This window comes from Haloferax mucosum ATCC BAA-1512, assembly GCF_000337815.1.
Taxonomy (GTDB): domain Archaea; phylum Halobacteriota; class Halobacteria; order Halobacteriales; family Haloferacaceae; genus Haloferax; species Haloferax mucosum.
Genome location: NZ_AOLN01000015.1, coordinates 14,616 through 37,276 on the forward strand (window position 1 = coordinate 14,616; position 22,661 = coordinate 37,276).

Annotated in this window: 27 protein-coding genes, 1 tRNA gene and 1 pseudogene; 19 read left to right on the forward strand and 10 right to left on the reverse strand. The window is 62.1% G+C overall.

Translation table 11 applies throughout. The features are described 5' to 3' along the window. The first annotated feature begins 4 nt into the window (after positions 1-4). A complete protein-coding gene (locus tag C440_RS11720; protein WP_008320706.1) occupies positions 5-460 on the forward strand; it encodes a MaoC family dehydratase in 456 nt (151 codons plus the stop codon). 31 nt (positions 461-491) lie between these two features. Here C440_RS11720 and C440_RS11725 read toward each other — a convergent pair whose 3' ends face one another. Together C440_RS11725 and C440_RS11730 are read right to left on the reverse strand one after the other, a co-directional pair. After that, entirely contained in the window at positions 492-1,259 is a 768-nt protein-coding gene (locus C440_RS11725) for an RNA methyltransferase (RefSeq protein WP_008320707.1), read from the reverse strand. After that, the gene (locus C440_RS11730) at positions 1,256-1,837 is read right to left on the reverse strand and encodes a hypothetical protein (protein ID WP_008320708.1); all 582 of its coding nucleotides are present in this window, start codon (positions 1,835-1,837) and stop codon (positions 1,256-1,258) included. Before C440_RS11730 ends, C440_RS11725 begins: the two co-directional genes overlap by 4 nt. A gap of 133 nt (positions 1,838-1,970) precedes the next feature. Here C440_RS11730 and C440_RS11735 point away from each other — a divergent pair, with 133 nt between their 5' ends. Further along, entirely contained in the window at positions 1,971-3,119 is a 1,149-nt protein-coding gene (locus C440_RS11735) for a dihydropteroate synthase (protein WP_008320709.1), read from the forward strand. A 188-nt stretch (positions 3,120-3,307) separates the two neighbouring features. Next, positions 3,308-3,985, forward strand: a complete 678-nt coding sequence (locus tag C440_RS11740; RefSeq protein ID WP_008320710.1) for a 6-hydroxymethylpterin diphosphokinase MptE-like protein — start codon at positions 3,308-3,310, stop codon at positions 3,983-3,985. 65 nt (positions 3,986-4,050) lie between these two features. On the opposite strand, the gene C440_RS11745 is transcribed toward C440_RS11740, so the two are convergent. Continuing rightward, positions 4,051-4,872: a hypothetical protein gene (locus C440_RS11745; RefSeq protein ID WP_008320711.1), complete on the reverse strand. Its 822-nt coding sequence runs from the start codon at positions 4,870-4,872 to the stop codon at positions 4,051-4,053. A gap of 342 nt (positions 4,873-5,214) precedes the next feature. Here C440_RS11745 and C440_RS11750 point away from each other — a divergent pair, with 342 nt between their 5' ends. The 3 genes from C440_RS11750 (at position 5,215) to sod (ending at position 8,126) form a co-directional block, all read left to right on the forward strand. After that, positions 5,215-6,663 carry a cryptochrome/photolyase family protein gene (locus C440_RS11750; RefSeq protein WP_008320712.1) on the forward strand — a complete coding sequence of 483 codons (1,449 nt, stop codon included), beginning with the start codon at positions 5,215-5,217 and terminating at the stop codon, positions 6,661-6,663. A 123-nt stretch (positions 6,664-6,786) separates the two neighbouring features. Beyond that, complete coding sequence (locus tag C440_RS11755) at positions 6,787-7,395, forward strand: DJ-1/PfpI family protein (protein WP_008320713.1); 609 nt, start codon at positions 6,787-6,789, stop codon at positions 7,393-7,395. A gap of 131 nt (positions 7,396-7,526) precedes the next feature. Further along, positions 7,527-8,126 carry a superoxide dismutase gene (gene sod, locus C440_RS11760; RefSeq protein WP_008320714.1) on the forward strand — a complete coding sequence of 200 codons (600 nt, stop codon included), beginning with the start codon at positions 7,527-7,529 and terminating at the stop codon, positions 8,124-8,126. Positions 8,127-8,205: 79 nt separating this feature from the next. Here the strand turns inward: sod and C440_RS11765 are convergent, their stop codons facing one another. Then, the gene (locus C440_RS11765; RefSeq protein ID WP_008320715.1) at positions 8,206-8,622 is read right to left on the reverse strand and encodes a DUF7522 family protein; all 417 of its coding nucleotides are present in this window, start codon (positions 8,620-8,622) and stop codon (positions 8,206-8,208) included. A gap of 136 nt (positions 8,623-8,758) precedes the next feature. Between C440_RS11765 and C440_RS11770 the strand changes: the two genes are divergently transcribed. Next, a complete protein-coding gene (locus C440_RS11770) occupies positions 8,759-9,070 on the forward strand; it encodes a DUF5827 family protein (protein ID WP_008320716.1) in 312 nt (103 codons plus the stop codon). A gap of 57 nt (positions 9,071-9,127) precedes the next feature. Here the strand turns inward: C440_RS11770 and C440_RS11775 are convergent, their stop codons facing one another. Next, complete coding sequence (locus tag C440_RS11775; RefSeq protein ID WP_008320717.1) at positions 9,128-9,709, reverse strand: MBL fold metallo-hydrolase; 582 nt, start codon at positions 9,707-9,709, stop codon at positions 9,128-9,130. 153 nt (positions 9,710-9,862) lie between these two features. Between C440_RS11775 and thyA the strand changes: the two genes are divergently transcribed. The 3 genes from thyA to C440_RS11790 are packed head-to-tail and all read left to right on the forward strand — an operon-like array spanning position 9,863 to position 11,624. Then, positions 9,863-10,861, forward strand: a complete 999-nt coding sequence (gene thyA, locus C440_RS11780) for a thymidylate synthase (protein WP_008320718.1) — start codon at positions 9,863-9,865, stop codon at positions 10,859-10,861. Continuing rightward, entirely contained in the window at positions 10,858-11,415 is a 558-nt protein-coding gene (locus C440_RS11785) for a dihydrofolate reductase (protein ID WP_008320719.1), read from the forward strand. Before thyA ends, C440_RS11785 begins: the two co-directional genes overlap by 4 nt. Beyond that, positions 11,412-11,624, forward strand: a complete 213-nt coding sequence (locus tag C440_RS11790; protein ID WP_008320720.1) for a DUF4177 domain-containing protein — start codon at positions 11,412-11,414, stop codon at positions 11,622-11,624. Before C440_RS11785 ends, C440_RS11790 begins: the two co-directional genes overlap by 4 nt. Positions 11,625-11,649: 25 nt before the next feature. On the opposite strand, the gene C440_RS17810 is transcribed toward C440_RS11790, so the two are convergent. Together C440_RS17810 and C440_RS11795 are read right to left on the reverse strand one after the other, a co-directional pair. After that, positions 11,650-11,805 carry a hypothetical protein gene (locus tag C440_RS17810; protein WP_169317793.1) on the reverse strand — a complete coding sequence of 52 codons (156 nt, stop codon included), beginning with the start codon at positions 11,803-11,805 and terminating at the stop codon, positions 11,650-11,652. A 66-nt stretch (positions 11,806-11,871) separates the two neighbouring features. Further along, positions 11,872-13,179 (reverse strand): ferritin-like domain-containing protein, encoded by a 1,308-nt coding sequence (locus C440_RS11795; RefSeq protein ID WP_049915782.1) that lies wholly within the window; start codon positions 13,177-13,179, stop codon positions 11,872-11,874. A 204-nt stretch (positions 13,180-13,383) separates the two neighbouring features. Between C440_RS11795 and C440_RS11800 the strand changes: the two genes are divergently transcribed. From C440_RS11800 to C440_RS11830, 7 genes and pseudogenes are all read left to right on the forward strand, one after another. Then, a complete protein-coding gene (locus C440_RS11800; RefSeq protein WP_049915784.1) occupies positions 13,384-13,563 on the forward strand; it encodes an HVO_2922 family protein in 180 nt (59 codons plus the stop codon). 276 nt (positions 13,564-13,839) lie between these two features. Beyond that, complete coding sequence (psmA2, locus tag C440_RS11805) at positions 13,840-14,568, forward strand: proteasome subunit alpha (protein ID WP_008320723.1); 729 nt, start codon at positions 13,840-13,842, stop codon at positions 14,566-14,568. Next, entirely contained in the window at positions 14,569-15,396 is an 828-nt protein-coding gene (locus C440_RS11810) for an MOSC domain-containing protein (RefSeq protein ID WP_008320724.1), read from the forward strand. A 101-nt stretch (positions 15,397-15,497) separates the two neighbouring features. Then, a pseudogene (locus C440_RS17150) lies at positions 15,498-15,816 on the forward strand (amidohydrolase family protein); the annotation flags it as partial. 84 nt (positions 15,817-15,900) lie between these two features. Then, positions 15,901-15,975: transfer RNA gene (locus C440_RS11820), tRNA-Glu, on the forward strand. 201 nt (positions 15,976-16,176) lie between these two features. After that, the gene (locus C440_RS11825) at positions 16,177-17,490 is read left to right on the forward strand and encodes a 5'-deoxyadenosine deaminase (protein ID WP_008320725.1); all 1,314 of its coding nucleotides are present in this window, start codon (positions 16,177-16,179) and stop codon (positions 17,488-17,490) included. Positions 17,491-17,571: 81 nt separating this feature from the next. Further along, the gene (locus tag C440_RS11830) at positions 17,572-18,186 is read left to right on the forward strand and encodes a GNAT family N-acetyltransferase (protein ID WP_008320726.1); all 615 of its coding nucleotides are present in this window, start codon (positions 17,572-17,574) and stop codon (positions 18,184-18,186) included. A gap of 31 nt (positions 18,187-18,217) precedes the next feature. Here C440_RS11830 and C440_RS11835 read toward each other — a convergent pair whose 3' ends face one another. Together C440_RS11835 and C440_RS11840 are read right to left on the reverse strand one after the other, a co-directional pair. Further along, positions 18,218-18,643 carry a hypothetical protein gene (locus C440_RS11835; RefSeq protein WP_008320727.1) on the reverse strand — a complete coding sequence of 142 codons (426 nt, stop codon included), beginning with the start codon at positions 18,641-18,643 and terminating at the stop codon, positions 18,218-18,220. Between the two features lie 54 nt (positions 18,644-18,697). Then, the gene (locus C440_RS11840; RefSeq protein ID WP_008320728.1) at positions 18,698-19,888 is read right to left on the reverse strand and encodes a redox-regulated ATPase YchF; all 1,191 of its coding nucleotides are present in this window, start codon (positions 19,886-19,888) and stop codon (positions 18,698-18,700) included. Between the two features lie 229 nt (positions 19,889-20,117). On the opposite strand from C440_RS11840, the gene C440_RS11845 reads away from it, so the two are divergent. Together C440_RS11845 and C440_RS11850 are read left to right on the forward strand one after the other, a co-directional pair. Further along, positions 20,118-20,453 carry a hypothetical protein gene (locus C440_RS11845; protein WP_008320730.1) on the forward strand — a complete coding sequence of 112 codons (336 nt, stop codon included), beginning with the start codon at positions 20,118-20,120 and terminating at the stop codon, positions 20,451-20,453. Between the two features lie 27 nt (positions 20,454-20,480). Then, positions 20,481-20,894: a hypothetical protein gene (locus C440_RS11850; protein ID WP_008320731.1), complete on the forward strand. Its 414-nt coding sequence runs from the start codon at positions 20,481-20,483 to the stop codon at positions 20,892-20,894. Between the two features lie 171 nt (positions 20,895-21,065). Here C440_RS11850 and C440_RS11855 read toward each other — a convergent pair whose 3' ends face one another. Then, positions 21,066-22,313, reverse strand: coding sequence for a hypothetical protein (locus tag C440_RS11855; RefSeq protein WP_008320732.1), 1,248 nt, complete (start codon positions 22,311-22,313; stop codon positions 21,066-21,068). Positions 22,314-22,661: the final 348 nt, after the last annotated feature.

Genomic DNA, 22,661 nt, shown 5'->3' on the forward strand with positions numbered 1-22,661 from the left:
GCGCATGCGATTCTTCGAAGACCTCGCCGTCGGCGACACCTACGAGTTCGGCGACTACGAGGTGACCGAGGCGGAGATTCTGGAGTTCGCCGAGCAGTACGACCCGCAGTGGTTCCATACCGACCCCGAGCGGGCCGAATCGGAGTCGATGTACGGCGGCGTCATCGCAAGCGGGTGGCACACGACGGCGATGACGATGCGCCTGCTCGTAGACGGGTTTCTCAGTGACTCGGCCGCCCTCGGCGCGAAAGGCGTAGACGAACTCCGCTGGTGGAATCCGGTCTATCCCGGCGACACGCTCACCATCGAAAACGAGGTGTTAGAGACGACCGTCGAAACCGACGACCGCGGCCTCGCCGAGATTCGGACGACGACCTACGCCGAGCGCAACTCGGGGACCATCGAAAAGGTGTGTTCGTTCGTCGGTCTCGTGATGTTCGTCCGGCGAGATTCCGCGTAACCGACGCCGAATCGCGGTCGTCGGAACAGACTCAGTCGTCGCGGAACCGTTCGGGATTGCGAGCGTGCTCTGCGGCGCGGCGCAGGACGCCTGTGAGCGTCGCGGCCTCCCGTTCTGTCGGATGAGCGCGGCCGACGAGTCGGTGCATCATCTGCGACGTTTTGTCACGCTTGTGTTCGCTGTAGTCGATTGCGTCGAGTAGGTCGTCGAAAAAGCGGTAGACGACGTCGATTTCGGCCTCCGAGGCGCGTTCGCGTTCGACGTCGGGGAGTTGCGTCTCTTCGACCGTGAACTGACGGAGTTCGTACATGAGAATCGTCGCCGCCTGTCCGAGGTTGAGCACGGGATACCGCCCGTCGGCGGGGATACAACAGACCTCGTCGAGCATCGAGAGTTCATCGTTGTCGAGACCGGTTCCCTCGCGGCCGAAGACGAGAGCGGTCTTGGTTTTCACCGACTCCAGCGAGTCGGCGATTTCGGTCGGCGTCTTGAACGGGTAGCGGACGTGCCGCGTGGAATCTTCGTGTGAGACGGCGGTCGTCCCGATGGTGTGGTACTCCGCGACGACTTCCGCAAGCGTCGTCTCGGTCGCGTTGGGGAGGACATCCTCACGGGCGTGTCCGGCGAACCCGTAGGCTTCACCGTCGGGGTCGAGCGGCGGCGGGTTGACCAGTCTGAGGTCGTAGATGCCGAAGTTCTTCATCGCCCGAGCGATGGTGCCGACGTTGCCGGGCGTCTCGGGTTCGACGACCACGACGATGAACTCGTGGTCGGGTTCGGTGGTGTGCGCGCCGCTCATTTCGTCGGGTAGTCCGCGCCGAGGTCAACGTCGTCGAGATCGTCTTCGCCGAGCGGCGTGCCACGTTGGTCCGGGTCCGGGTCGTAGTCGCGGAGATTGATGCGCTCGCCTTCGAACTCCGCTTCGAGTCGGCGCTGTATCTCGTTCGCGTCCGGCGGCGACGGGAGGTCATCGGGGTCGGTATCGACGTACTCCAAGCCGGCGTAGCCGTCGGGCGCGCGGCCGCCGTCTGCGAACCACTCGTGAAACGCGTCTGCGAAGACGTTGTCGCCGACGAGGTCCTTGCCGCCCGCCTCGCGGAACCAGTACATGAAGTCCGCTTCGTGCTGGTCACAGAGGAGCGCCTCCTCGCCGGGTTCGCCGTAGACGATACGCGCTTGCCGGCACTGTTGAATCTCCTCGTCGCCGTGGACGAGATAACAGGCGTCGCACGGTTCTTCGACGAGCGAGATGAGGCGGACGAGACGCTTTCGCGGGTCCTCGGGAATCTCGTCGAGCGGTTTGAACTCGCCGTCGTCGGAGAATATCTCGGACTCCTCGAATCGCCATCCACGGAGTCCGACGCTGACCTTCGCCATGGTTCGATGGTAGCCGAGCGGCGGATAAAAAGGACGTGATGCCGGTCAGCCGTCCGGGGCGACCGTCACGTGCGACCCGAACGGACGCTTCCGCGACCGGTCGGCATATGTTTGTGTGGTCCAACCGACGGGTATGCGAACCGTCGATGCGGCAGGACTCAAAATCGGCGACGACCACCCACCGCGAATCATGGGTGTGCTGAACGTCTCGAACGAGTCGCCGTACAAGCCGAGCGTGTTCAACGACCCGAGCGAGGCCGCCGCGTACGTCGATACCGAACTCATCGGCGAGGGCGCGGACATCGTCGATATCGGCCTCGAATCGGCGAACAAACGCCTCGACGTGCTCTCGGCCGAAGAGGAACTCGAACGCCTCGATACCGCGCTTTCGGTCCTCGACCACGTTTCCGGCGACGCCGTGTTCTCAATCGAAACGCGGTACCACGAGGTCGCCGAGGCGGCTCTCGAACGGGGCTTCGACATGGTCAACGACATCTGCGGCTTCGCCGACCCCGAGATGCCCCGCGTCTGCGAGGCGTTCGACGCCGCCGTAGCGAAGATGGCGAGTCCGCCGGACCTCACCCGCCCCGGCGCTATCGAGGACGTAGACGACATCTACGACGGTCTCGAACACAACGGCTTCACCGACAAGACCATCGTTGACCCCGCGTTCGGCGGGTGGTCGGAAGCGAAGACGCTCGAAGACGACCGCGAGACGTTCGACCGTCTGCGCGAGTTCCGCGGCTACGGCCATCCCATTTTGGTCTCTATCAACCGCAAGAATTTCCTCCGCGACGTCGCGGGTCGCTCGACCGAAGACGCGCTTCCCGTCAGTCTCGCCGCCACGTCGATGGCGGTCGAGCGCGGCGCGCACATCGTCAGAACGCACGATGTGAAAGAGACGCGCGACGCGGCGCTCATCGGCCACGAATTCAAGCGCCGTCGCGTCCGCGAACCCGGCGACGTGTCCGTCGAGGAACTCGACGTGACGACGACCGGTGACGCCGCCCGACACCTCGACCGCGTCGGGTCCGACCCCGACCTCGCCGCAGAGAGCGTTACACGCGTCTTCGAACTCGAAGGTCTCGATACCGACGACCGCGACGCGCTGGCCGCCGCCGCGCCAGACGCGGGCGTCGTCTCCACCGGCCGGGACGTCGGTTCGACCGGGGCGCTTCTCATCGGAACACCCGCCGCGCTCGGCCGACTCGAAGCGGTCGTCACCGACGGGTCGGGTGCACTCGAAGCGGCATTAGAGACGATAACGCGCACGATGGACTGAATTCCGAGACACACGGTCACAAATCGACCGAATCGTCAGACGGTCGGCAGACGTTGACCGTTCGACTAAGAGAAAACTTATACCATCCGACTCTAAAACGGTCCTGTGGACGCCGGAAGGGCACGCGGGTAGGGGTACACGAGTGCCATTCCGGCCCATACAGTTACATTCTGAGCGACAGCCACATCATGCGATATTCACACTGGGAACCTGTCTACGAGCAGATTCTCGACGACTTCGGCTTCGATAAAACCGGCGACGAGACGGCGCGAGATGTGCTTGCGCGGCTCGTCGAGCCGTTCGACCGCGACCGCCTCGACTGGGACGGCAAGACGGTCGCCATCTGTGGTGCGGCACCGACGCTCCCCAACGAACTCGACCGTCTCGACGCCGTTGACGTGATTGTCGCGGCATCGACCGCCGCCGACGTAGTGAGAGATGCGGGATACGACCTCGACTTGATGGTGACCGACCTCGACAAAAATCCGCGGACTGCAGTCGAGCTAACCGAGGGCGGAACGCCGGTCGCCGCGGCCGCACACGGCGACAACATCCCCGCAATCCGCAAGTGGGTGCCGAAGTTCGAGACCGACCACGTCCTCGGAACGACGCAAGCGAGCCCCGTCGGCCCGGTCGTCAACTGGGGCGGCTTCACCGACGGCGACCGGGCGGCCTTCATCGCCGACGAACTCGGCGCGAGTCGGCTCGTCTTCGCTGGGTGGGACTTCGACGACCCCGCGGTCGATGCGGCGAAAGCGGAGAAACTGCAGTGGGCGGCGCGCCTGCTTCGGTGGCTCGAACGCCGCCGCGACGAGGAGTTCTCCATTCTCGACGGTCGCCGCGACGATATCGAGCCGCTTCCCTGACGAATTCTGGTTCGGGTTCGGGTTCAGATTCAGATTCAGATTCAGATTCGGATTCCGATACCGGGTTAGCTCGTGCTGTGTGGTTGGACTCCAGTGTCCGAATCCGCGTCGGGCGTCGTTGATTCCGAGCGGTCCACGATACCGTCGAAGAGTTCGGCGTTGCATCCGCGGCATCGCGCAGAGACGCGCTGTTGTGCGCTTCCGCAGGCTGGGACGGTCTCGGCCTCGACCGCGACCGTTCCATCACAGGTCGGACAGGTTCGAAGGCTCAATCGGAGTGCACCGAGAACCCGGTTTCGGTCGGCGGTCGAGAGTTTCCACCACTCGGGGTAGTACCGCCGGAACGTTCTGACCGCCGTGAGGTCGGCGACGAAGGCGGCGCGAGACGACCACCGCCCGATGGTCCCGGTATCGAGTTCGGCGAACAACCCTTGTTCGTCCCAGCCCATCTCGACTCTAGACGGTTCGACGTCGAGGAGGGCGGCGAGCGCCTCGGTGTCTTCGTCCCGGCCGTCAACTTCGACCATACGGTCGCGCCAGTCGTCGCCGAACTGCGACGACAACGCGAGTTGGTCTTCCGCGTCGGCGTCGAAGACCCCCGCGGAGTACAACGCCGCGGCGAGGTCAATCCGACCGTCGAGCGTGACTGGCGGGGAGGGTCGCGCAGACGGGAGGCCGGGCGTCTGCGTCGTCGGCGACCGCTCGACGAACGCGAAACTGAAGACGACTGTCGGAGGAAGCACACCGAAGAAGACGCCGTACGGGTTCCAGACGAGCCAACCGAGCGTCCCGCATATGACCGTCAAAACGAGGAGCGGAACCGTAACTGGGTTCCCGAGCAGTGGCTGGCGCACTGTGAGGTCGGCAAAGAGACGACGCCCGGACATACCTTTCCTGAGGAACCCACGCCGTATTGGTATGGACTGGGTACACCAGATATCCAGAACGTAAATGCGTGGAGCGCCCGAAAATCGGCAGATAACGTCATATTACCGCCGATAGTCAATCGTTCGGGTGAGTCAGCTATTGAACCAGATACATACCATACCGATTCGCGGCGACGTTCGATACTAGTAGGCGGTCATTTGTACTCGTTTTGAGCCAACTAAGCCATGGTTATGCACGGGTCGCACCTGCCAGTTTGCGTCCGTCGTCGGCGTGCCGCCACGTCGCACTCGTCGGGGACGCCTGCCGCTACATTGACGGTTCTTCCGTCCTGAACCGCGGATATGCAAGTGCACTGGCACCGGCGCGACCTCCGGGTCGCGGACAACCGGGGCCTTACCACGGCCGCCGAGGCGGGACCGGTCGCCCCGGTTTTTGTGTTCGACGAGTCGGTGCTCGAACACGCCGGGTCGCCCCGAGTCCGATACCTACTCGACGCGCTCGCCGAACTTCGCGCGTCCTACCGGTCGCTCGGCAGTGACTTACTCGTCGCACGCGGCGACCCGAGAACGGTCGTTCCAGCTGTCGCAACGGCGCTCGACGCCGAACGCGTCGTCTGGAACGAAGGTTACTCCGGACTCGCCCGCGAGCGTGACGCGGCCGTTCGGTTGGCGCTCGATGAGGAAGGCGTCTCGCGCGAACTCGTCCACGACGCTATCTTCCACCGACCGGGAAGTATCACGACGAACGCGGGGGATATCTACTCGGTCTACACGTACTTCTGGAAGAAGTGGCGCGACCGCGACAAACCGGACCCGTATCCGGAACCCGAGGCGGGCGACCTCGTCGATGCGGAGACGCTCGAAACCGTCGCTGAGCGCTGTGCAGACGACGCGTTCGACGTTGCAGTCGGCGACGTGCCGACGATCTCTTCTCTCGGTTTCGAAGCGCCGGCGGCGGACGTCGTTTCGGCGGGAACAGAGGTCGCACGCGACCGACTCTCAGCGTTCTGTGAGGATGCTATCTTCCGCTACGGGGACGACCGCGATTATCCGGCGCGAGATGCCACGTCGCGGCTCTCGACGGACCTCAAGTTCGGAACCATCGGAATTCGGGAGGTGTACGCCGCCACCGTCGATGCCCGCGAGGGAGTCGGTGGGGAGAAAGACGAGTCGGTCGAGGAGTTCCAGTCACAACTCGCGTGGCGCGAGTTCTACACGCACGTCCTCTGGGACAATCCGAGCGTCGTGACGGAGAACTACAAGCAGTACGAAAACGACATCCAGTGGCGCGACGACCCCGACGAACTGGCGGCGTGGAAGGACGGACGGACGGGCTATCCCATCGTTGACGCCGGCATGCGTCAACTGAAACAGGAGGCGTACATGCACAATCGCGTCCGGATGATTGTCGCGTCGTTCCTCACGAAGGACCTGCTGTGCGACTGGCGACACGGCTACGACCATTTCCGCGAATACCTCTCTGACCACGACACGGCCAACGACAACGGTGGCTGGCAGTGGGCCGCCTCGACCGGGACCGACGCCCAACCGTACTTCCGCATCTTCAACCCGATGACGCAGGGCGAGCGGTACGACCCCGACGGCGAGTATATCAAGCAGTACGTCCCCGAGTTAGCGGGCGTGACGGCCAACACCATCCACGAGTGGCACGAGATGAGCGACCCCGAACGCGAACGCGTCGCCCCCGACTACCCCGACCCTATCGTTGACCACTCCGAACGCCGCGAGATGGCGCTGTCGATGTTCGAGACCGCCCGCGGCGACGAGTGAGGCGAGTCGTCGGAGTCCGAGTCCCAAACGCAAACTCTCGAACAGCAGATTCTGAGCGCCGAACACTGGTCTCCACGCCCACCTCGCAAAACAGCTATCAGTTCGTGATCCGATATTCGACCGATGCACGTCGCTATCCTCCTGTACGACGGCTTCGACGAACTCGATGCCGTCGCCCCCTTCGAAGTGTTTCAAAATGCCGGTGTGTTCGGTGCCGACTGCGAGGCGACGCTCGTCACGCTGGACGACCGCGACTTCGTGACCGCGAGCCACGGAATGAAAATCGGTGTCGATGGCGTTCTCGACCCCGAACGAGAGCGACCCGACCTACTCGTCGTCCCCGGCGGTGGCTGGAACTCGCGGGCCGAACAGAGCGCGTGGGCCGAAGCGGAGAAAGGCGATATTCCGGAGACGATTGCGACGCTTCACGGAAGCGGAACCGTCGTCGCTGGCGTCTGCACCGGTGGCATGCTCCTCGCTCGCGCTGGCGTCCTCGACGGCCGCCCCGCGGTTACACACAACAGCGCGCTTTCGGACCTCCGTGAGACGGACGCCGACGTCGTGTCAGCTCGGGTCGTCGATGACGGCGACGTTCTCACCGCGGGCGGCGTCACGTCGGGTCTCGACCTCTCGCTTCACCTCGTCGAACGCGAGTTCGGCACGGCAGTCGCAGACCGAGTTGCGACCGAGATAGAATACGAGCGACGAACCGATGCATTCGGCGGCGAATAGCGCGCAAAATTAGCGGGTTCGTCATCCGAGAATCGCAAGACTGCGGCCCGAATAACAGTGCCTAACGGTACCATACCATTCCTCAAGTTTTAACAGGATTCCCACCCACCCTAAATACGGAGGTAAACACTATGAGCTACGAACTCGACCCACTTCCGTACGAGTACGACGCGCTGGAACCCCACATTTCCGAGCAGGTGCTGACGTGGCATCACGACACCCACCATCAGGGCTACGTCAACGGCTGGAACGCCGCCGAGGAGACGCTCGAAGCCAACCGCGAAGCAGGCGAGTTCGGCTCGTCTGCCGGCGCGCTCCGTAACGTCACTCACAACGGCTCTGGACACATTCTTCACGACCTGTTCTGGCAGAACATGTCGCCGGAGGGTGGCGACGAGCCTAAAGGCGCACTTGCCGACCGCATCGCCGAAGACTTCGGCTCCTACGACGCCTGGAAAGGTGAATTCGAAGCCGCGGCCGGTGCGGCCAGTGGCTGGGCGCTTCTGGTCTACGACTCGTTCTCGAACCAACTTCGGAACGTCGTCGTCGACAAGCACGACCAGGGCGCACTCTGGGGTGCCCACCCGGTTCTCGCACTCGACGTCTGGGAACACTCCTACTACCACGACTACGGGCCGGCCCGCGGCGACTTCGTCTCGGCATTCTTCGAAGTCGTTGACTGGGACGAGCCCGCCGCACGCTACGAACAGGCCGTCGAACTCTTCGAGTAAAACCAGACCAACCCCGACATTTCTTTCGAACCAACGGGCCGACAGCGACTGCACCAGAACGGAAGCGAGGAGAAACGTGTTAGTTGTCGGTCTCGGAGTCGTCGAGCAGTTCGGAGACGTCGAATTCGTCGGCTACCGCCTGTAGACGGTCGTTGAGGGCGGCGAAGTCGCGTCCAGACGCACCGCGGTCGAACCCTGCGAACAGCCCGATTGGTTTGTCGCCGACGAACGTCCGGAACTGTTCGAACGTGTCGAATCCACGAACCGTGTAGGCGTAATCCGCGTAGTACAACGCCTCGTAGGTATCTCTCGTGACGTAGCCGAAGCGCTCGTTATCGACGAACCGCGAAACATCGACCGAATCGAGAGCCACGGCGATGTCGTCTCTCACGAAGAGATTGTCGTAATCTTCGTGGTCGAACACCCACACATCCCGGAGATCATCCTCGGCGAAATCACGAAAAACATCGATAACCCTCGAAAGCATCTCACTCATCGTTTCAATATTTGTTCTGATAGTAATTAAAAAACACCTATGTGTTCCTGAAGACCACACCGTCACCCTCGCCAGCACGTCGTGACCGCGGGCGACGGGTCGTCGGGGTTTTGCCTGTCCGCCGAGAAGCGGCAGTATGCCCAAACCAAAAGACGAGTTCGACACGCTCTACGGGTATCTCCTGTACGAACCGGCGGACATCCTCGACCCGGACTACATGTACACCGTCGGTGAAATCGCGCGCCTGATGCAGGGACTGTCGGTCCAAGCCGACCTCAACGAGGAGACCGAAGACCGCATCGTCCAGTGGACGATTCCGTGGATTATCGCCAATCAGGACGATTTCGTCATCAACGACCCCCGAAGCGACGAGCCGGGCTACTTCGGTCTCCACCCGGATGCCGTGCCGGACGACGAAGACGGACAAAAAGAAGACGACGAAGAATAGGGACCGACCACCTCGGCCGACCCAACCGACCCGACCTGCTTGCCGGTCCGATACCAGTCAGCGATTCACTCGCGCCGCGTGAGCGGCGAGTTCGAGGTCGTCCTGCGGTCGTGTCACGATACTCGGGCCGTGACCGACGTGAATCTCGCGGACGTCGTCTCCGACGGTCTCGCGCAGGCGGTCGATGCTCTCGATGAGCGCTTCGCGGTCCCCCTCCGGGAGGTCGGTTCGGCCAAAGCCGCCGTTAGCGAACACGAGGTCGCCCGCGAAGCAGACCCCCGACTCCTGAGAGAAGAAACACAAGTGGTCGTCCTTGTGTCCGGGTGTGTAGATTGCTTCGTACACGTCGTCGCCGATCTGGATGCGCTCGCCGTCTTCGATTCGATTGCCGACAGCGAGGTTATCGGCGTCGTAGCCCCACGACTCTACGTCGAACGCCTCGCGGACGGCGTCGGTGTTTCCGACGTGGTCTGGGTGTGCGTGTGTTATGTAGACTGCGTCGAGGTCGTCCGTTACCTCGCTGATTCTCGGGATGACGTCGAAGTTGGCACCGGTATCGACGAGAGCAGTCGTCTCGCCTTCGACAAGGAACACGTTACTCGTGAAGGCTTGAACTTCCTGCGCGAGGTTTCGAATCATGGTGGGGGAACGGTACGGCGAGTGGGGTCTTCGATGTTGTGATGAAATCTCGCCAATATTGTTTTAATTTTAACATTTTCAAATAGAATTGAGAATGTTCATCACGTGGGGGAGTGACCTGTTGTTAACAACAACAGGTCTTTTCAACTACCAATGCGCCAATATCTCGACCTCGTGACAGACGTTCTCGGCACCGGACAGTACAAACCGAATCGAACGGGCGTAGACACAATCTCCGGATTTTCGAAACACTACGAAGTCGATCTGCAGGAGGGCTTCCCACTTCTCACGACGAAGGACCTTTCGGGATTCCGTTGGAACTCGCTCATCCACGAACTCCTGTGGTACCTCTCTGGAGACGAACACATTCGGACGCTCCGCGAGGAGACGAGTATCTGGGACGCGTGGGCCGACGCGGACGGACACCTCGACACGGCCTACGGGCGCTTCTGGCGGCGCTATCCCGTCCCCGAAGACGGTCTGGAGGGCGAGGCGTGGCCCGACGACGACCACCGCTGGATGAACGACGAAGGCACGTTCGACCAGCTCGCCTACGTCCTCGACACCCTCGAAGAAAACCCCAACTCGCGCCGGATGGTCATCAACGCGTGGCACCCGGCGAACGCGGCGGTCTCGACGCTTCCGCCGTGTCATTACACGTTCGTCTTCAACGTGCAGGGTGACAAGCTCAATCTCCATTTGACCCAGCGCTCCGGCGACATCGCCCTCGGCGTCCCGTTCAACCTCGCGGCGTACGCGATTCTCGCGCAGGTCGTCGCCCAGCGCACCGGATTCGAACTCGGAAAGTTCGCGCACACGATTGTCGATGCGCACGTCTACTGCGGTACCGGCGAGCGCGGTGCGTGGTACGGTGACAACCTCGACGAACTCCAAACCCGTCTGTCCAACGTGACGGAGTCCGAGGGCTACCTCGAAGTCCGCGAGTGGCTTCTCGATGCGGCCCCGGCGGAAGCCGACGGCCAAGAGGATTACGACCACGTTCCCGGCCTGCTGTTACAGGCCTCGCGTGAGCCGCGTTCGCGGCCGAGTCTCGACGTGGCCGACGTGCCCCTATCGGAGCTTTCGTTCGACGATATCGTCCTCCGAGACTACGACCCGGACGACGGGATTCGCTTCGCGGTGGCCGAATGAGCGAGCGGACGGGTGACGGCGTCCAGTTCGCCCTCGTCGCCGCCGTCGCAGAAAACGGGGTTATCGGCCGCGACGGCGACATGCCGTGGCACCTCCCGGCGGACCTGCAACATTTCAAAGAGACGACGATGGGCCACCCGGTCGTCATGGGCCGGACCACCTACGAGAGCATCGCGCGACAGGTCGGCGGTCCGCTTCCGGGACGTCAGAATATCGTTCTCACGAGTCAGGACCTCGACCTTCCGGAGGGTGCTGAAACGGTCGGCTCGGTCACCGAAGCCGTCGTCACCGCGGAGACGGCGGCGACAGAGATGGGAGTCGAAACCGCGTACGTCGTCGGCGGCGCGACCGTCTACGAGCAGTTCCTCGACCGCGCGTCGAGACTGATTCTCACCGAACTGGACGACGCGTACGACGGGGATACCTACTTCCCCGACTGGCGTGATACCGGAGACGAGACGTCGTGGGTCGAAGCCGCCCGCGACGCCCGCGACGACTTCTCGTTCGTCGTGTACGAACGACGCGGCGCGGCGACGACGGAGCAAACCCAATGACAGGAACCACCGACGGCACCCGCTGGGAGTACAAAATCATTCGAACGACGGACGGCGGTCTCTTCAGCGGCGATACTGCGCCGATGGAAGACGCGCTGAACTCACTCGGAAACGACCGCTGGGAACTCGTGGAGTCGCTCTCCGATTCTCGCCCCGCCGGCTCGGGAACGGGGCAAACTGCACTCGTGTTCAAGCGACCAGTACCGTAACGACTCGTGTAGGTGGTGGGTGAAATTAGACCAACGTCACCCACGCTAAAAACGCGATAGCGCCTGTTTCTAGCACGTGAAAGAGCAACATCGCCTGCCACGCGATGTCGGGGTCGTCAGTCGCTTGCTGTCGCGTCTTCGACTGCGACGGTGTCGAATCAGAGGTGGCCAACGAACCCACGAACGGCGGACCGCAAGACGCGAAAAAACCGGGACCGAAGCGATGGCGAGTCGGCAGTTCGAAGGCTTAGTCGCTGACGATGAACTGGCTGGCGATTTCGACAACCTCGTCCATCGACTTCGACTCGTCAACGCCGTCGGGGAACGGCGACGTCGCGTTCAGTTCGTTGAGGAAGCTGGCGTGTCGGGCTTCGACGCTGTGGATTCCCAGTGCGGCCGAGAAGACTGCATCGCTCGTGACCGAGGGCGCGGCACCCGCGTAGGCGGCGACGCCGGTGTTTTCGAGCGCCTTGGCGACGCCGAGGAACTCGCTCGGCGTCTCGTAGCCGAAGTCGTAAGTCGCCTCCTCGACCGGCGTGCCGTCGAACTCTTCGACGGTCTTCGTGAGCGCCTCGACGTGGGCGGCCTCGTGTGCGCCGACCTGTTGGAGGTGTTCGTGAATGTTCGACCGGAACGTCTCTCCGAAGTCAGAGAGGGCGGACGCCGAAGCGATTTCGTCGGGAGAGAACTCTTCGAGACCGTCGCGGTAGAACGCGTTTTCGAGGTGTTCGAGCGTCAACGCGTAGTTGAGCACGTCAACGTCGGTCGTCCCGTCGTCCATCTTTCGGTCCGGTTCCGGACGCGACATCTCGTTGGTTTCGTAGACGCTCGGGTCAACCTCGGACGTGATGAACCCGCCCGCGATGTCGAGGACTTCCGTCATCGTGCTGGCTTCGTCTACGGCCTTCGGGTACGGGCTGTCGCCGTTGACGAGGTTGAGGAAGCTGGCGTGTCGGGCTTCGACGCTGTGGATTCCGGCGGCGGCAGAAAGGATGTCGTTACTGACGACTGAGGGCGCGGCGCCCGCGTAGGCGGCGACACCGGTGTTTTCGAGCGCCTTGGCGACGCCGAGGAACTCGCTCGGCGTCTCGTAGCCGAAGTCGTAGGTGCCCTCTTTGACTGCCGTTCCGCCGAGGTCCTCGACGGTCTTCGTGAGCGCCTCGACGTGGGCGGCCTCGTGTTCGCCGATGACCGCGAGATACTCGGGGACTTCGCGGCGGATGCGCTCTCCGAACATCGAAAGCGAATCGGCCTCCATGAGTTCGTCGTCGCTGAACGTTTCGAGTCCGTCGCGGTAGAACGCGTTTTCGAGGTGTTCGAGCGTCAACGCGTAGTTGAGGATGGGAACGTCCGGGTTGCCCATCGGTTCGTCGGTCGTGGTCGGTTCCTCCGTGGTCGTCATCGGCGATTCGGTCGCGGTCGTCGTCTCGGTCGGCTCACTGCCGGACCCGCCGTCGCCGGTACAGCCAGCAAGCGCCAGTAGCGTCGCCGTGGCGGTCGTACCGAGGAATGCGCGTCGGGTTCGGGGGGTGGCCGGTTTGTCGTTCGGGAACATCGTCGGTTCAGACCACCACACAGCAGTACATGACGATTTTCCGGGTTCTAACGCGATTCCGCCCGCAATGCATTCGCACTACGACCACATTGTCACCCAAATTCGACGGCGGCCGCGGCGGAGTGCGATTTAGTGCCCGCCAAGCGTGACCGAATACGAATCTCTGCCGAATGACATTTGTTTGCCGGCGTCGTACCCGTCGGCATGTCGGCACATTTCGAACTGTACGCTGACGCGCGCGACGAGTGGCGCTGGCGACTCGTCCACGACAACGGGAACATCATCGCCGACTCCGGCGAAGGCTACGCATCGAAGCAAGGTGCTCAGCGGGGTATCGAGAGTGTCAAAGAGAACGCGCCGGAGGCACCCGTCGTCGAGGGGTGACGAGTAGACGAAGGTGATGTGATTGATTCGAATGGCGTGACTGATTCAGCCGATTCGACTGACGGAGCAGGCACAGAACCCCGACGACGAGTGACCGCTTTGGCAATCGACCGCGATTCGGGAGCGACTCCGGCCCTACTTCGTCGATACGCCCCGTCGGACGGTCGCTCTCAGAATGAACCCCACACCCATGCCGGGTGTGGTGGCTTTTTCCGCCTCCGGAACGGACCACGGGGTAATGACGAACGTCGCTGACGCGCGCGAGGAGGTTGCACGATGAACCGAAACGACAAGCAGGCGTACGACCGCGGAACGTCGCTTTTCTCACCCGACGGTCGCATCTATCAGGTCGAATACGCCCGCGAAGCCGTCAAGCGCGGCGCGCCGGTACTCGGCATCAGAACGGTTGACGGCGTCGTTCTCGCCGCTCGTCGTGCCACGCAGTCGAAACTTATGGAAGCAGAGAGCATCGAAAAGCTTCACAAACTCGAAGACACGCTCGGTGCCGCCACGGCAGGCCACGTCGCCGACGCGCGCAAACTCGTCGATTTCGCCCGGACGACCGCACAGCGCGAACGCCTCCGCTACGGCGAACCCATCGGCGTCGAAACGCTCACCAAAGCGATTACCGACAACATCCAAGAGAGCACGCAGTCCGGTGGTATCCGCCCCTACGGGGCCTCGCTTCTCATCGGCGGCGTCGAAAACGGTGAGGGTCGCCTGTTCGCGGCCGACCCCTCGGGCACGCCGCAGGAGTGGAAGGCAGTCGCCATCGGCGGCCACCGCGACGACGTACAGGCCGCGCTCGAAGCCGGCTACTCCGACGACCTGACCCTCGAAGACGGTCTCACGCTCGCGGTCACGGCGCTTCTCGAAGCCGACCCCGACCTCGAAAGCGGCGAACTGAACATCGTGACGGTGTCCGAAGCGGGCTACGAAGTCGTTGACGAAGGCACCGCCTCTGAAGTGTTCGCGGACGCGACCGCGGAAGAACCCGAGGAGTAGATGATAGACGGGAGCGTGGATGAACCGGGTTCGTCGGCCGCCGATGCCGACGTCGTACTCGACCGAATCGCCATCTACCCAGTGAAATCGCTCGACCCCGAATTCGTCGAGCGGGCCGAAATCGTCGAAAACGGAGGGCTTCGCGGCGACAGAGAGTACGCCATCTTCGACGAGGACGGAAACTACGTCAACGGGAAGCGCGAACGAGCGGTCCACCGAATCCGCAGTTCGGTCGCTCTCGAAGCCGGGACTGTGCGTCTCAGTGCCCCCGAAATGGACGAGTACCACGGGCCAATCGGCGAGGCAGACGGGTGGCTCTCGGAATATTTCGGCTACCCGGTCGAACTCCGGCGAGACCGTGACGGTGGGTTTCCCGACGACACGGACGCGAGCGGTCCGACCGTCATCTCGACGGCTACCATCGAGACGGTGGCTTCGTGGTTCGACGGCATCGACACCGACGAGATGCGTCGGCGACTCCGGCCGAATCTCGAACTCGACGCGCCCGACGCGTTCTGGGAGGACCATCTGTTCGACCAGCGCGAGACAACCGTCGAGTTCTCTTTCGAGACCACCGCGTTCGAAGGTGTCAATCCCTGCCAGCGCTGTGTCGTTCCGACCCGAAACCCCGATACTGGCGAAGAGACGCCGGGGTTCCGCGAGACGTTCGTGACCAAACGCCGCGAGACGCTCCCCGAGTGGTCCGGCGGCGACTGGTTCAACCACGACTTCAGGCTGATGGTCAACACGGCCGTTCCCGAATCGTCGTGGGGAGACGCGTTGTCGGTCGGTGATTCGGTCAGCGTCGGCGACGTACTCGCCGACTGAGCCGAGAGGCCATTTTTTCATCTCGAAGACACTATCGCATTTAGGTTGTCCGTCGGGTTTGTGTGATGTATGTCCACACCCCACCGATGCCCGGGTCGTCGATACCGACGGCGTCCGCAGTCCACGAAATCGTCGAACACGGTATCGAATCCGGGATTCCAGCTTCCGCCGTTGCAAAGGCCGAAGACGCCGCCGAGCGCTTCGAGAGATGAGTTGCTGGACGAACACGGACTCTCGTCCGAAGCGGCTCTCGAAGCCGCGACCGTCGGTGGGGCGGACCCCCTCGGGTTGGACGACGTGGGGAAAATCGAACCGGGGTACGTCGCTGACCTCGTCGTCCTCGGTGCCGACCCGACCGTGGACCCGAGCGCGTGGCGGACCGTCAGACAGGTGTATCGAGCAGGGACGCAAGTCGTCTAATCGCAACACGTCAGGGGGTATCACGGCCAATTTGAAGCGACAGCCTTTTACAATCTTACCTGATAACAAATGGTGTACCAACGTGCTCTGTTGGTGTAGTCCGGCCAATCATATCACCCTCTCACGGTGATGACCAGGGTTCGAATCCCTGACGGAGCACTTCTCTCGAATTCTAACCTGTGAGCGACAGCGGTCGTATTCGGGTTCAATTCCTCCCAAGACTCGTCGGCAAGCAGTGGCGACCTCGAATCCGTTCGCACTCGTAGCACCGGCACCTCGGCCCGAATCGCGTGGGACGCCTGACCGTGCGGACAACCAGTTCCGCACATATTTCACGCCCGCTCTACTACCCAAACGAGGATGTTACTTGCGGGTACGGTGGTCGCGGACGCGACGACCATCATCGAAGACGGTGCTGTCGTCGTTGCCGACGACCGAATCGTCGCAATCGGTGCGCGAGCGAAGCTTCTCGAAACGTATCCCGACCACGAACGGCGCGAGTTCGACATTATCGCGCCGGGACTCGTCGGCGGACACGTCCACTCCGTGCAGTCGCTCGGACGGGGTCTCGCCGACGACACGGCGCTTCTCGACTGGCTTTTCGACCACGTGCTTCCGATGGAGGCCGGACTCGACGCCGACGGAATGCGCGTCGCCGCGGAACTCGGCTATCTCGAACTCATCGAGTCGGGGACGACGACGGTCGTTGACCACCTCTCTGTTCGCCACGCCGACGAAGCGTTCGAGGCGGCCGGCGAGATGGGAATCCGCGGCCGCATCGGCAAGGTGCTCATGGATACGAACGCGCCCGACGGTCTCCAAGAAGAGACAGATTCCGGTCTCGCCGAGTCGAAACGTCTCATCGAGCGCTATCACGACACGTTCGACGGCCGAATCCAGTACGCCGTGACGCCCCGGTTCGCCGTCACCTGCTCGGAGGCGTGTCTTCGCGGCACGCGCGAACTCGCCGACGCGTACGAGGGCGTCCGTATCCACACCCACGCGAGTGAGAACCGCGACGAAATCGAGACCGTCAAATCCGAGACGGGAATGCGCAACATTCACTGGCTCGACGAGGTGGGCCTGACGGGGTCCGACGTCGTTCTCGCCCACTGCGTTCACACCGACGACTCCGAACGCGAGGTGCTCGCAGAAACCGGAACACACGTCACCTACTGCCCGTCGTCGAATATGAAACTCGCGTCAGGAATCGCCCCAATTCCGGACTACCTCGACCGCGGCATCAACGTCGCGCTCGGCAACGACGGCCCGCCGTGTAACAACACGCTCGACCCCTTCACCGAGATGCGACAGGCCAGCCTGCTTCAGAAAGTCGATTCGTTCGACCCGACGAGTACGCCCGCCGCGACCGTCTTCGAGATGGCGACGAGAAACGGCGCGAAGGCGGCCGGGTTCGACCGCGTCGGCCGTCTGCGAGAAGGCTGGAAAGCCGATATCGTCGGCCTGACAACCGACTGTACCCGCGCGACACCCATACACGACGTGCTGTCGCATCTCGTGTTCTCCGCCCACGGCGACGACGTGGAGTTCACCATGATCGATGGGTCCGTCCTCTACGACGATGGGGAACACGTCCGAGCGGACGCGGCTTCGATTCGTCAACGGGCACAGGAAGTCGCCGACACTATCGACTCGGCGCCACCCAGAAACTAACGTCTGTACCCGATTTCGGCCGCGAGAACGGCCGTCATCGTCGCACCTTTCTCCCCACATGACCGCATCAAAACCAGCGTCATGACCGTCCGTATCCGCGCCGCGACCGAGTCCGACCTCCCCGAGATTCGGGCGCTGTACGAGCCGTTCGTCGAATCGACCGCGATTACGTTCGCGTACGACACGCCGAGCGTGTCCGACCTCGAATCGAAACTCGACGAAAAGACACACCATCCGTGGCTCGTCTGCGAATTCGACGGCGACCTCGTCGGATACGCCTACGCTGGTCCCGTCCGACAGCGCGACGCCTACCAGTGGGCCATCGAGACGTCGGTCTACGTCGCACCGGCGTTCCAGCGTCGCGGCGTCGCACGCGGGTTGTACACGTCGCTTCTGGATATTCTCGACCGTCAGGGGTACGTGACCGCGTTCGCCGTGATTACGACGCCTAACCCGGCAAGCATCGCCTTTCACGAGTCGTTCGATTTCGAGCGCGTCGGGCGATTCGAGCACGTCGGCTACAAACACGACGCGTGGCACGATGTCGAATGGTGGTGTCACGACCTCAAAGCGGGACGCGACCGCCCCGACACGCCAGACGACCCGCTTTCAGTTGCGACTGCACAGGCTCACGAGTGGTGGGATACTGCGCTCGCACGCGGTGTCGGACTGATCGACGACGCCGGAGCGAACTGAGTTACGTACTCGCCGTTTTCAGTACCCGCGGTCAGACACTCGCCTCGGCCGACTCTTCTCTTTCGGCCGCGTCGCCACTATCGACCGATTCGGCCGTCTCGGTCGAATCGGCTGTTTCGATAGTGTCTGTACCGACAGCAGAAACGTCAGCGTCTGACTCGGCGATGTTCGCCCGTTCGAGGACGTAGCGTTCGACACCGGCAGAGAGCATCGCCTGCCAGTCATCGAACTCGGTGTTCGAATCGACGTACCGGTCCCACTTGTGGGACGGAATCGATTCGAACGATTCCTGGTCCGAAACTTCGAACCCACTTTCTTCGACGAATTCACCGATAGATGTCGCGTCACAATGCGTCTCGACCCACGAAGACGGAAACAGATCGACAAGCGTTACCTCGCCGCCGAGTCCCCCAATCTCGACGTCGAGTGTTGCCGCCGTTGATTCGGCCTCACCCATATCCGGGTCGTGCATCCACGCGCATAACGGTGTTGCGGTTGCAGTTCGTGACGGTTAGTTCGTCGAAACGATTTCGACGACATCGCGGTGGGTGAGTTCGTGGTCGGACCCGATTTGGCGCTTCGAGTGGCAGTCGATACCGTGGAGAAGTCCGTCGCCGATATCGGAGTGCAAGTGGTACGCGAAGTCCTCGGTCGTCGAGCCTTCGGGAAGAATGAAACAGTCGCGGAAGACACCCTGCGAGTCGCTCTTACCGTTTGCACTGCCGGGGAAGATGGCGATTGCGCCCATCACGTCGAAAAGCGCGTTTTCGAGCGATTGCTGGACGCCCGTGCCGCCGTACTCGGCGATGAACTCACGAATCTGTTCGAGACCCGTTTCCTGTTCGCCGCTTACGTCACCGACGATATCGAAGTCGTTGCTCCCCGGTTGGTACTCGACGACGCCGCCTTCGTCTGCTTTCTTCAGTGCCTTCTCGGCGTGCGCGCTGGTTGGGACGAACGTGAGGTGTTCGTACTCCTCGTCGGCCGTAATCTCCTCGAAGTTCGCCTGAGACACCGGCTTGTCCATCTTGTTCGCCGCGATGATTATCGGCTTCGTCCGCTTTCGGATTTCGCGGGCGAGCGCCTCTTTGTCCTCGTCGTCCCACTCGTCGGGGTCGAGTCCGATATCCAAAGCGAGGATGACCTGCTTGATCTCGTCTTTGTTCGTCTTGAACGCGGACATCTGTTCTGCGAGGTCGATCTCGATATCCTTTTCCTCGCCGTGGTACCCAGAGCGGTAGCGGTCGATGCCTTTCTCCAGAATGTCGAGATACCACATGTCGAGTTCGTTTTCGAGGAAGTCGATGTCCTCGCGGGGGTCGTGGCCCTCGGTCGCTTCGCCTTCGATGTCAGTCTCTCCGGAGAAATCGACGACGTGAACGAGAACGTCGGCTTCGTTGAGGTCGGTAAGGAACTGGTTCCCCAGACCTTTGCCCTCGTGTGCACCGGGGATGAGTCCCGCAACGTCAACGAGTTTGACCGGAACGAATCGCATTCCGTGGTCACAGTAGCCGACCGAAGGCGTACACGACTCGTCAAACTCCGGTGCCGCACACTCGACGCGGACGTACGCCTCGCCGATGGAGGGGTCGATAGTCGTAAACGGATACGCGCCCTCGGGCACGTCGTTCATCGTCGCCGCATTGAAGAAACTCGACTTCCCGACGGATGGTTTTCCGACGAGACCAATCTTGTAACTCATTCGTTGGTCGGACTGGTATCTCGAACGCTAATAACGGTTCGACGTTGGTCTCTGTGTGCGAGTGACTGTCTCGCGTTCGTGGCCTTGGAGACTGTGTCTGGACTCTCGACTCGGGGGGTAATCGTTCGAAAACGACCCATCACACAGTATTCTGACGGCCAGTCGAAGACTGAATTCGATGAAAGCCGCGTCCGGTGCATCTTTGTCTCCACGTCACGGACACCCGCTAATGAGAACCCGGGACGAGAGCGCAAACGCCGCGTCGGAAACAGATTCACAATCCGAGGCGGATACGTTCGGTGTTGGTATCCACGTCACCGAGACGGAACTTCGGTTCGTGGTCAACGTCCCGTCCGACATCGGCTCGGGATGGACAGACCCCGACGCGTTTCAGCGGCTCGTCGAGCGCACCACGTGGGAGCACCTCGACCAGCAATCGACGCTACAAACGATTGCGACAAACGCACCCGAAGGTGAGACGGTGTTCCTCGGTACGGTTTCGCTTCTTCCCGACGAGACGGTCGTTTCCCACTCGCTTCGTGTTCCAGCGTTCGAAAATTCGTAACTCGATTTCGTTCTGAGGTTCCTCACAATGGACACAGAACCGAGCACCGAAGCGGTCATTCGAGAGATGCAAGACGCCGCAATTTCGCGTGCGCTCGCCGACGGCGACGAGGCAAGACGGTCTTTTGCCGTCGCCGGTGCGCTCGAACAAGCGCGTGACGTGTCTGGTGATGCGTCGTTCGACGGCGGCGGCACCGCGCTCGCGGCGTCGCTCGCGTTTCTTTCGACACTCTTTGCACACCGACGTCTGCGCAGTTCGCTTCGCCCGACAGTTCGCGTGACTGATGATTCGGCGTGGTTTCCGAGCGGTATGCCAGCGCGCGTCGATACTGACCTCGTCATCACGGGTGCGCGACTCGCGGTACAGCGGTTCGACGTCGAGCCGGCGCTCGTCGGCGCGCTCGGTGACGTCCCCGTAGAAGAAATCGCGTCCGGCGAGTGAGTATCCCGACCGCCGGCTCTGACGGCGACGGTCGTGGTCGTGCGAGACATGAAATGTCTCGTGTGATTGATGTGGGGTGCCTCTGTTCCACAGTACTCGCCCGGACGCATCCGAAAGGTGAAACCGAATCCTCAGTCCACGCTCGCTACGTGGAAACCCATGTTCGAAGCGTTATTTGTCGTTGTTCGCGTGTTCTGGCGGCCCTCCTTTGTTTGGTCCCTTGTCGGTCTCTTCCGCCGAGTCGTCATCGGATTCCTCGTCAGCGTCGTCTGTCTCTTCTGACTCGTCTTCGTCAGTCTGCTCTGTCTTCGTCTGTTGGTCTTCGTCGCCCTTGTCGTCGTTCGCGTGCTCCGGCGGGCCGCGCTTTCCGGCCTTGTCGGAGGACGCGTCTGCGTCGCCATCACCGTCACTGCTGTTCTTCGAGCCGGCGTGGTCCGGGCGCTTGTCGTCCGCGTTACCCGGCTTATTCTCGGTCACGAAGTCAGAGACTGCCTGACCCATGGGACCGTCAACACCGCTTTCTTTCAGGCGCTCGACGAATCGGCTGACGAGTTGTCCAAACGAGTCGTCCGCGGCGACGTCACTCTGTAGGGTGACGGCCGTTTCGGCGGTTTGTCCATCGTACTCGGCGGTTACATCGACCGTGACGGTCTGCAGTGGCGCGGCAAGCTCGACCGTTCCCGCGGTTCCAGTCTCGTACTCGCCCGCGTCCGTGTAGTTCCCGCTAACCGCAACAGACGCGTTTTCGACGGGTTCGCCGTCTTCGGTCACTGCGACCGTGACCGACTCATTTTCGCTCTGCGAGACGGAGACTTCGAGTTCATCGGCTTCGACGGTGACTGTCGTCTCTGCCGTGCGGTTGTCGGCCGACGCGACGAACGTCAGGTTCGTCGTGGTCGCCGGTTCGGCGACCTCGACGATGCCATTCGCGTTCGTCTCGTCAGTTCCGTTGTCGTAGTCGCTCCCGTTGACTACGACCGACGCACCTTGGACAGACTCACCGTACTGGGTGACAGTGGCGGTGATGGTGTCGTTGGTGTCGTCAGCCTCGACGGAGATGTCGAGCGACTCGTCGAGCGGGACGAGGGTAACGGACACGTTGGCCGTCTCGTTCTCCTCGGAGACGGTGAACGTCGCGTTCACGCGCTCTCGTGGCTCGGGGAGATCGATGGTGCCGTTTTCGTCCGTCGCGTACGTGCCGTTACCAGTGTAGTTCCCACTCGATTCAACGACGACTGTCGCGTTCCCGACGGCCGTCTCGTTCTGTGTCACGGTGACTGTCACGTCGCCCGTGTCGGCGTCCTGCGTGACACCGACGTGGAGGGCATCGGTGCTCGCCGCACCGGCGGTCCCGGGGACCACCGCGGTAGCGAGCATCGCAACGACCATGACTACGGTGAAGTGTTTGCTGCCGCGCATGCAACCCCTCCTTCTGCACCTAATACGGTAAAAGGGGAGAATCGTAACCCCGGTTTTCGCTGAATTTCACCCCAATCAACGCGTTTGGAATCGGACCGCTGTCCGTCGATTTCGCCGATTTTTCGCGTTACGTGGCGGCTGTCGGCCACGGGGGTGTGGTGTTCGTCGAGTAGCGTGCGTATTCCGGTATCAAAATAGTCGATTCGGGTGAGTGCATCGCCACTCTCGACCGCGAACTGTACGCGGCTGATAGAAGTAGCTGTATGTGTGTGATGTATGCGGGCGAGTGCGCCCGCTATAAATGAAAAAAGCCCACTGGACAGCTGTCCAGTGGGCGTTGTATGAGTA

Coding starts and splice junctions, on each gene's coding strand:
- C440_RS11720 (WP_008320706.1), top strand. CDS start 5: ATGCGATTCTTCGAAGACCTCGCCGTCGGCGACACCTACGAGTTCGGC.
- C440_RS11725 (WP_008320707.1), bottom strand. CDS start 1,259: ATGAGCGGCGCGCACACCACCGAACCCGACCACGAGTTCATCGTCGTG.
- C440_RS11730 (WP_008320708.1), bottom strand. CDS start 1,837: ATGGCGAAGGTCAGCGTCGGACTCCGTGGATGGCGATTCGAGGAGTCC.
- C440_RS11735 (WP_008320709.1), top strand. CDS start 1,971: ATGCGAACCGTCGATGCGGCAGGACTCAAAATCGGCGACGACCACCCA.
- C440_RS11740 (WP_008320710.1), top strand. CDS start 3,308: ATGCGATATTCACACTGGGAACCTGTCTACGAGCAGATTCTCGACGAC.
- C440_RS11745 (WP_008320711.1), bottom strand. CDS start 4,872: ATGTCCGGGCGTCGTCTCTTTGCCGACCTCACAGTGCGCCAGCCACTG.
- C440_RS11750 (WP_008320712.1), top strand. CDS start 5,215: ATGCAAGTGCACTGGCACCGGCGCGACCTCCGGGTCGCGGACAACCGG.
- C440_RS11755 (WP_008320713.1), top strand. CDS start 6,787: ATGCACGTCGCTATCCTCCTGTACGACGGCTTCGACGAACTCGATGCC.
- sod (WP_008320714.1), top strand. CDS start 7,527: ATGAGCTACGAACTCGACCCACTTCCGTACGAGTACGACGCGCTGGAA.
- C440_RS11765 (WP_008320715.1), bottom strand. CDS start 8,622: ATGAGTGAGATGCTTTCGAGGGTTATCGATGTTTTTCGTGATTTCGCC.
- C440_RS11770 (WP_008320716.1), top strand. CDS start 8,759: ATGCCCAAACCAAAAGACGAGTTCGACACGCTCTACGGGTATCTCCTG.
- C440_RS11775 (WP_008320717.1), bottom strand. CDS start 9,709: ATGATTCGAAACCTCGCGCAGGAAGTTCAAGCCTTCACGAGTAACGTG.
- thyA (WP_008320718.1), top strand. CDS start 9,863: ATGCGCCAATATCTCGACCTCGTGACAGACGTTCTCGGCACCGGACAG.
- C440_RS11785 (WP_008320719.1), top strand. CDS start 10,858: ATGAGCGAGCGGACGGGTGACGGCGTCCAGTTCGCCCTCGTCGCCGCC.
- C440_RS11790 (WP_008320720.1), top strand. CDS start 11,412: ATGACAGGAACCACCGACGGCACCCGCTGGGAGTACAAAATCATTCGA.
- C440_RS11795 (WP_049915782.1), bottom strand. CDS start 13,179: ATGTTCCCGAACGACAAACCGGCCACCCCCCGAACCCGACGCGCATTC.
- C440_RS11800 (WP_049915784.1), top strand. CDS start 13,384: ATGTCGGCACATTTCGAACTGTACGCTGACGCGCGCGACGAGTGGCGC.
- psmA2 (WP_008320723.1), top strand. CDS start 13,840: ATGAACCGAAACGACAAGCAGGCGTACGACCGCGGAACGTCGCTTTTC.
- C440_RS11810 (WP_008320724.1), top strand. CDS start 14,569: ATGATAGACGGGAGCGTGGATGAACCGGGTTCGTCGGCCGCCGATGCC.
- C440_RS11825 (WP_008320725.1), top strand. CDS start 16,177: ATGTTACTTGCGGGTACGGTGGTCGCGGACGCGACGACCATCATCGAA.
- C440_RS11830 (WP_008320726.1), top strand. CDS start 17,572: ATGACCGTCCGTATCCGCGCCGCGACCGAGTCCGACCTCCCCGAGATT.
- C440_RS11835 (WP_008320727.1), bottom strand. CDS start 18,643: ATGGGTGAGGCCGAATCAACGGCGGCAACACTCGACGTCGAGATTGGG.
- C440_RS11840 (WP_008320728.1), bottom strand. CDS start 19,888: ATGAGTTACAAGATTGGTCTCGTCGGAAAACCATCCGTCGGGAAGTCG.
- C440_RS11845 (WP_008320730.1), top strand. CDS start 20,118: ATGAGAACCCGGGACGAGAGCGCAAACGCCGCGTCGGAAACAGATTCA.
- C440_RS11850 (WP_008320731.1), top strand. CDS start 20,481: ATGGACACAGAACCGAGCACCGAAGCGGTCATTCGAGAGATGCAAGAC.
- C440_RS11855 (WP_008320732.1), bottom strand. CDS start 22,313: ATGCGCGGCAGCAAACACTTCACCGTAGTCATGGTCGTTGCGATGCTC.